Origin of the sequence: Methylocucumis oryzae (assembly GCF_000963695.1) — a bacterium.
GTDB classification, from domain to species: Bacteria; Pseudomonadota; Gammaproteobacteria; order Methylococcales; family Methylomonadaceae; genus Methylovulum; species Methylovulum oryzae.
The window spans coordinates 21664-28550 of sequence record NZ_LAJX01000045.1 but is presented as its reverse complement, the minus strand read 5'-3'; the positions used below and the strand labels follow the sequence as shown (position 1 = coordinate 28550).

The following is a 6887-nucleotide window of genomic DNA, read 5'->3' as shown; positions in this document are numbered from 1 at the left end:
AAAAACTTATTCTAATCAGCAGTAAAATTTTGCAGTTTTTTGAAATTTCAAAGTTGACAGATGAATTTAAGAAAAAGGAGTTGCGGTTAATGGAGTCATTAGCGAGTGAAGTAGTTCAGATAAACCCGTCTATTGCGGCAAGGGCAAAGGCATTTGAGCAAATAGGCATTCAGGCTTTTGATGCGTTACATTTGGCTTGTGCGGAAAGTAATGCGGATGTATTTTTGACAGTGGATGATAAGTTTTTGAAAAAAACGGCAACAATTGAAATTTTGAAAATAAAGGTTTTCAGTCCGTTAATTTGGCTAAATGAGGTGTTGGTATGAGTGAGGTAGTTTATAAAACAGAGCAGGAAGTGCAAAAATTAGGTTTTGAGGTGCTGTATCAAAGTTTGGGGGCAACGGATTTTATTCGTTTTATGCAGCAGTTTAGTCAAGGTTATGGTAATTACACCGAAGATAGGCAACAGTGGCAGAAGGAGTATTCTGTGGATGCGATTTTGGCTGAGATGAATGAGCAATAACTCTGAGTATTGAAAACCCGATTGGGTGGAGATAACGGGATTGCGCCCGTTATCCCTCCCACACCACCGGACGTGCGATTTTCCGCATCCGGCGGTTTTCTATGGCAACACTACGAGCATTACCACCTCCGCGAACCCGCTTCACCGAAGGTAAATCTAGCCTTACTAGCAACTCAGGTTAAAATATGGCTTAGTCTTCCAAACCTAAGCGCTTACCCTATGAAAATACCGGCAATCTGGTCCTGGCAAAAGTTCAGCAATGCGTTATTCAAGCCTAAGCCGGAAGGGCTAGAGGCTAAAATCCAAACCATTAAGCAAAGCTTGCCTGTACCTATTTTTTGGTTACTCGGTAAAGCACAGTCTGGCAAAACGTCTATTATTCGGGCCTTAACCGGCAATAACGCAGCTGAAATTGGCAATGGCTTTCAAGCGTGTACGCAAAGCTCGCGCTTTTATGATTTTCCGTCAGCTAGCCATCCATTAATCCGCTTTTTAGATACACGAGGTTTGGGTGAAAAAGCGTATGAACCTAGTGAAGATTTGGCCTGGTGCGCAGAGCAAGCCCATGTGTTAATCGTGGTCATGCGCGTCTTAGATATGGCGCAGTTTGACGTAGTAAAAGCTGTAAAAACGATTCATGCTGAGCATAAGGACTGGCCAATCATCGTCGTACAATCAGCGTTGCATGAAGCGTATCTACAACCCGATGCGCAACATATACAACCTTACCCTTATCAAATAACACCGTTTCCCGAAAGCGTACCGCATGATTTGGCGCGCGCGTTATGGCATCAGCGTGCTTGGTTTGATGGCCTACCGGTACATTTTGTCGCATTAGATTTTACGCTGCCTGAAGACGGTTTCCAGCCAGTCTATTATGGTTTAGATGAGTTTTGGGATACGTTGGAACGCTGTTTGCCTAACACATTGTTAAGCTTATTACGCAATAGCGCTCATTACGATGCCTTATTAGATTTTCATGCCCGTCAAGCGCAACCGCATATTTTAAGTTTTTCCTTAGTAAATATTGGCTTAGGCGCAATACCCATAGCCGGTTTACCTTTAGTTTTATCGGTACAAGCCAAGGCGTTTCATAGCATTGCATCGATTTATGGCTTAAGCTTAACCAAGCGCTTGTATTCAGAGTTTGCAACTTTACTAGGCTCTGGCGTTGTTTTGGGCTTATTAGGCAGAGAATTAGTGAAATTTGTACCTGGTTATGGCTGGTCAATAGCAGGCGTGTATTCTGGTGCGATGACGTATGCGTTATGCCGAGCATTTTGCGTTTATTTACAGAGTGTTAAACGCGGTGCATTACCTGAGCAGGCCGCAATAAAACAGGCTTATCAACACGCCATGCAGGAAGCCTATCAGGTGTTAAAACAACGGCAGACTCCATGATGATACCTTTCACGCGTCTTAGCATCGCGATTGCTATTATTTTAATCTTGCCTTTTCTGGCCTTAATAGGCTTAGGCGTTTATTGGTTATGGCTAAAAGGCTGGCTACTTTATGGCATGAGTATTGTCTCTGCCCATTTTGCGCTGGCTTATGCGTTATTGCTTTGGCATAAACACGCACAACAACGCCTAAACACAGAGTCCCTAGCCACACCTAGCTCAGTCAATGACATTGAGCGCGAGCAACTCGCCTGGCAAGCCCTAGAAAGCGTGCGCAGCCGTTGGCAACAAGACGCGCAATTATTCGCTAAACCTAGTTTGTTATTAACGTTAAGCAACGACGTGTTAGTGACTGTCGCGCGACAGTTTTACGCGCATTCGCGTTTTCCACTACTAGAATTTCCTTTGCCTTATTTGTTAAAACTCATCACGCTAGTATGCGAGGATTTACAGCGCGAGGTTTTGGATAATATTCCGGGCAGCCATGCGATTACGCTTGGCGATTTATTGCGGGCTAAACAAACGCTGAATTCGATTAATACCGTGCGTTCGTTTTTTGATGTGGGTAGCTGGCTGTTTAACTGGCCTGGCGCAGCCTTAGCCAAAGCGCGTAGTGTGTTGCTAGGCAAAGGGCTTGAGGTCGTGAAACAAGAAGTCGCTAAACGCTTAGTGAATGCCTATATCGATAAGCTAGGTCTGTATGCGATTCAATTGTATAGCGGCCAGTTAACCTTAGAAGATATTTCGCCTATAGAGCAGTTAACCTCTCAGTCACGAGCCGATATAGAGACCTTTGAAGATAACCCAAGCATAGAGCCGTTTAGAATTCTGCTATTAGGCCAAGTCAGCAGCGGTAAATCGAGCTTGCTTAATGCGTTATTTGGCGAATTAACCAGCGCTGTTGATTTATTGCCGACAACAACAGGTATTAATCCTTTTGTGTTGAGAAGACAAGGCCTTGAGCAAGCAATTATTTTAGATAGCGCGGGGGTTGACCACTTGTCCGATAAGCCATTGGCAGCACTACAAAAAGCCTCGGAAAATGTAGATTTGATTTTGCTGGTTTGTAATGCGGCACAGGCTACGCGCCAGCACGATGCTGAGTTATTACAAACCATCCGCAATCACTATCAAACTCAACAAGTAAATCGCGCATTACCTGTCATCTTAGCGGTGGCCACCCATATCGACCAATTACGCCCTATGCGTGAATGGCAACCACCTTATAACCTTGAATCACCCGATTCAATCAAAGCACACACTATTCGCTTAGCCTGTACCGCTATTGCGGAGGATTTAAAACTGGCATTAACTGACGTCGTACCAGTTTGTCTTAAGGCGGATTTACCGCCTTATAATATTGAGGAAGGCTTAATACCGGTCATTCAAGCACGCTTAGACCAAGCCCAACGTGTGCGTTATTTGCGCTGTTTGCGTCAGCAGCAAAGTTATAGCTATTGGCAACAATTATTTAAACAAATGCGCAACGCTGGGCGTATTTTCAGCTAAAGCGGTTATTCCTTACCGACTTGGTACAGCTCGCTATTCGCCTCGACAATCTCACCAGACGTGGCATCGACTTCGACTTTCATTTCTTTGCCATCTTTAGTCTTAATATCAAACTCGTAAGATGCTTTACCATCAGGTTCGATTTCGTATTCAACTTCTACCACTTCCACCTGGATATTTAGCTAATGCAATTTTTTTTCGCGTCTTGCTCAGTTACTTTTAATTTTGCTTTAAATAACGCGTCATCAGCGCTGCCAACTTCTTGCTCTATCTCAGTGATTTTCCCTGTTTGCGTATTGCATTCTATATCCCATGCCTTACTATCGGCTGTTTCAATATCGAATTCATACACTGGGATGTTGTTTTCTATCTTTAATTCAACTTTGACCACGCCACCGTTTTTCTCAGCGAGCGCAGCATGTAAACACTGTTCTATAGAATGCTCAGTTTTTGGATATTGTGCGTAAACATTGCCCATTGCCAATAAACATACGGCTGAACATGAAATTAAATAAGCGTGTTTATTTTTCATTGTAAACTCCTATAACGGGTTGGATTGCGTTGTCAGTATGATGGCTTAACTAGCATTTGTCCATGCTAGCTAACGATAACCGCTAAACCATTAACTGCTCGCCTAACCATAATTGCTCTATGGTTTCTCTCGCTCTGATTAATTGCACTTTATCGTCTTGCACCATAATTTCTGCAACACGCGGCCTGGAATTGTATTGCGAACTCATACTAAAACCGTAAGCACCAGCTGAGCAAATAGCTAATAAATCGCCTGGTTTAAGTGCTAGCGTTCTATTTTTACCGAGAAAATCGCCGGTTTCACAGACAGGGCCAACAATATCCCAAACCCTTTCATCCCCTGCCCCCGTTTTGTCCACCGGTATTATGTTTTGCCACGCGCTGTATAACGACGGACGAATTAAATCGTTCATCGCGGCATCGACAATGGCAAAATTTTTATGCTCAGTAGGCTTTAAGTATTCCACGCGTGTTACCAAAATTCCCGCATTGCCGACAATAGCACGACCTGGCTCTAGCAAGACTGTATAGTTTGAGTTTGCCAACCGGCTTAATAACGCTTGGATATACTCGGCTGGTTCAGGCGCTTGCTCTTGGTTATAGCAAATACCCAAGCCACCGCCTAAATCGATATGCTCTAAGTCAATGCCCACTGCGCTTAATTGCTCAACTAAAGCTAATAATTTCTCCAATGCCGCTAAGAAGGGCGCAATATCAGTAAGTTGCGAGCCTATATGGCAATCAATACCGACAATTTTAATATTAGGCATAGCGGCAGCACGTTGGTATTCAAGTAGCGCTTGATGAATCTCAATGCCAAATTTGTTTTCTTTTAAACCGGTTGAAATATAAGGATGCGTTTTAGCATCAACATCAGGATTGACCCGAAACGATACCGGTGCAATCACACCAAGCTCACCAGCAATATGGTTAATCCTATCTAACTCAGCACTGACTTCGACATTAAAACATTTAATGCCCAACTCTAACGCACTACGAATCTCATCGGCACGCTTGCCTACACCGGAAAATACGGTTTTATTCGCTTGCCCACCTGCGGCTAACACGCGTTTAAGCTCACCCAATGACACAATATCAAAACCTGAGCCTAATTGGGCTAAGACATTTAATAAAGCTAAATTCGAGTTGGCTTTCACCGCATAACAAATTAAATGCGGCCTAGCGCCAAACGCTTGATCAAAGGCTTGAAAGCGTTGCATCAACGCCGTTTTAGAGTAGATATAACAAGGGCTGCCGTAGCGCTCGACTAACGTTTCTACCGCAATATTTTCGACATACAGTTTATTGGCTTGATAAGTAAAAGCGTCCATGTTGTATTATTTTTTCTCAGGGGTTGTCGCCGGTGCAGAATGCTCCGGTAGATAAAGTGGACCAGGATGACCGCAGGCTGACAGCAATAGGTTTAATCCCAGCAATATGATTAAAAGTGTTTTTTTCATCGTTAGTTACCATCGTTTAAGACATAACGCCGTATTGATACCACCAAAACCTAAGCTTAAGCACAGCGCGTTTTGAATGTCGTGGCGAATAACGGTGTTTTGTACCCAATTAAAATCGGGGCTAATAGGATGCGCTAAATTTAAGCTAGGATGCAAGCTGCCCGTACGCATTTGCACTAATGCGGCAACTACTTCTATGAGTCCGGCTGCGCTTAGCCCATGTCCAAACACGGATTTTGCCGTATTAATATACGCATGTTGTAAACCTAGCGCCGTTAACGCATCGATTTCGGTAGCATCACCTAAAACCGAACCTGATGCATGAGGTTTAACATAATCAATCTGCGCAGCTGTTAACCCGGCTTGTGCTAAGACGTTTTTGCACGACTTTAATCTCACCCGCTAAATTAGGCTGGGTAGTACGACTCGCATCCATAAGCACCGAGCTAGCCGATACTTGAGCATAAGGCATTACCTGTAAACGGGAGAGTGTATCGGCACGTTCCACAACCACGGCAGCACAGGCCTCGCCAAAAATAAACCCATCGCGTTGTGCATCGCAAGGTCTACAAGCCAATAACGGCTCGGAAGCAAAACGCTTAGAACCCATCGCACCTAAGCTTGAGAAACTTTGACATTCCCAATACGATAAATCCATTAACGCACCGACCGCAATCGCTACATCCACTTGCTTAACGGCAACCAGTGCTAAAGCCTGTATAAGCGCCAATTGGCCACTGGCCGAAGCACCGCCCACCGTACACGCCAAGCCTTTAATACCGAAATAATCGCTTAACAGCGCACACACATCGGTATCCATAAACGTCATCGCATAACCCGGTTTAATAAATGCCGTTCGCGCCTGATAGTTATCGTGTAACAACGTTAATTCGCGTTGCTGAAAATTAGAACCGCCAACAATTAAACCTATACGTTCTGGCTCAACACCGGCCAGACTAGCATCTTGCCAGGCTTCATGGACAGCAACTAAAGCGGCGTGGGCCGATAATGAAAGATTGCGCGGCATATTGGGCAAAACCGGCAATTCCGCAAGTTCAGCCCCGATAAATTGACTTTGTTGACCGGCCTCAGTGAATTGCCGTCCTGGTCGTTGCATCATGCCAAACTTAGAACGCCCTGCCAGCAACGCCTCAGTAAACGCAGCTTGTCCTTGCCCTATAGCCGAGACGACACCAAGCCCGGAAATAATCATCGTGGACTTAAGCGCATTTCGCATGTAGCAGTGCGCTTAATTCCCCGATATTTCTAGCATTAGCCAATTCAACTAAAGGAATGCGTAAGGATAAGGCCTCTAGTGTCATCATGACAATATCGGCGCGGTCAATAGAATTTGCGCCTAAATCGGCCAAGCGATCTTCGGGCTTAAAGCTGTGCTGGTCTAAGCCAGGCATAATTTCACGCGTATTAGCAACGATTAACTCAAAAATATCTTGTTGGGTCATT

11 protein-coding genes are annotated in these 6887 nt (G+C 44.5%); 4 read left to right on the top strand and 7 right to left on the bottom strand.

Features of this window, described 5'->3' with window-relative positions:
• From VZ94_RS05315 to VZ94_RS05300, 4 genes are all read left to right on the top strand, one after another.
• Window positions 1–326, top strand: a 326-nt coding sequence (locus tag VZ94_RS05315) for a PIN domain-containing protein (RefSeq protein ID WP_045778449.1), incomplete at its 5' end; no start/stop codon positions are given.
• Entirely contained in the window at window positions 323–523 is a 201-nt protein-coding gene (locus tag VZ94_RS05310; RefSeq protein WP_045778443.1) for a hypothetical protein, read from the top strand. The genes VZ94_RS05315 and VZ94_RS05310, both read left to right, overlap by 4 nt.
• A 9-nt stretch (window positions 524–532) precedes the next feature.
• Window positions 533–1924 (top strand): YcjF family protein, encoded by a 1392-nt coding sequence (locus VZ94_RS05305; RefSeq protein ID WP_239649656.1) that lies wholly within the window; start codon window positions 533–535, stop codon window positions 1922–1924.
• On the top strand, window positions 1921–3432 hold the full coding sequence (locus tag VZ94_RS05300) for a GTPase family protein (protein ID WP_045778441.1): 1512 nt from the start codon (window positions 1921–1923) through the stop codon (window positions 3430–3432). Before VZ94_RS05305 ends, VZ94_RS05300 begins: the two co-directional genes overlap by 4 nt.
• Before the next feature lie 5 nt (window positions 3433–3437).
• On the opposite strand, the gene VZ94_RS26815 is transcribed toward VZ94_RS05300, so the two are convergent.
• The 7 genes from VZ94_RS26815 to VZ94_RS05280 all read right to left on the bottom strand — a co-directional run bounded on the left by VZ94_RS26815 (window position 3438) and on the right by VZ94_RS05280 (window position 6886).
• Window positions 3438–3602 carry a PepSY domain-containing protein gene (locus VZ94_RS26815; protein WP_204369055.1) on the bottom strand — a complete coding sequence of 55 codons (165 nt, stop codon included), beginning with the start codon at window positions 3600–3602 and terminating at the stop codon, window positions 3438–3440.
• 8 nt (window positions 3603–3610) lie between these two features.
• Window positions 3611–3964, bottom strand: a complete 354-nt coding sequence (locus VZ94_RS05295) for a PepSY domain-containing protein (RefSeq protein ID WP_204369054.1) — start codon at window positions 3962–3964, stop codon at window positions 3611–3613.
• Between the two features lie 82 nt (window positions 3965–4046).
• Window positions 4047–5294, bottom strand: coding sequence for a diaminopimelate decarboxylase (lysA, locus tag VZ94_RS05290; protein ID WP_045778440.1), 1248 nt, complete (start codon window positions 5292–5294; stop codon window positions 4047–4049).
• Window positions 5295–5300: 6 nt separating this feature from the next.
• Complete coding sequence (lptM, locus tag VZ94_RS30240; protein WP_275575139.1) at window positions 5301–5423, bottom strand: LPS translocon maturation chaperone LptM; 123 nt, start codon at window positions 5421–5423, stop codon at window positions 5301–5303.
• 6 nt (window positions 5424–5429) lie between these two features.
• A complete protein-coding gene (locus tag VZ94_RS28070; RefSeq protein ID WP_239649655.1) occupies window positions 5430–5822 on the bottom strand; it encodes a beta-ketoacyl-[acyl-carrier-protein] synthase family protein in 393 nt (130 codons plus the stop codon).
• Complete coding sequence (locus tag VZ94_RS05285; protein ID WP_239649654.1) at window positions 5761–6660, bottom strand: beta-ketoacyl synthase N-terminal-like domain-containing protein; 900 nt, start codon at window positions 6658–6660, stop codon at window positions 5761–5763. Before VZ94_RS05285 ends, VZ94_RS28070 begins: the two co-directional genes overlap by 62 nt.
• The gene (locus tag VZ94_RS05280; RefSeq protein WP_045778439.1) at window positions 6644–6886 is read right to left on the bottom strand and encodes an acyl carrier protein; all 243 of its coding nucleotides are present in this window, start codon (window positions 6884–6886) and stop codon (window positions 6644–6646) included. The genes VZ94_RS05285 and VZ94_RS05280 overlap by 17 nt, the downstream gene beginning before the upstream one ends.
• Window position 6887: the final 1 nt, after the last annotated feature.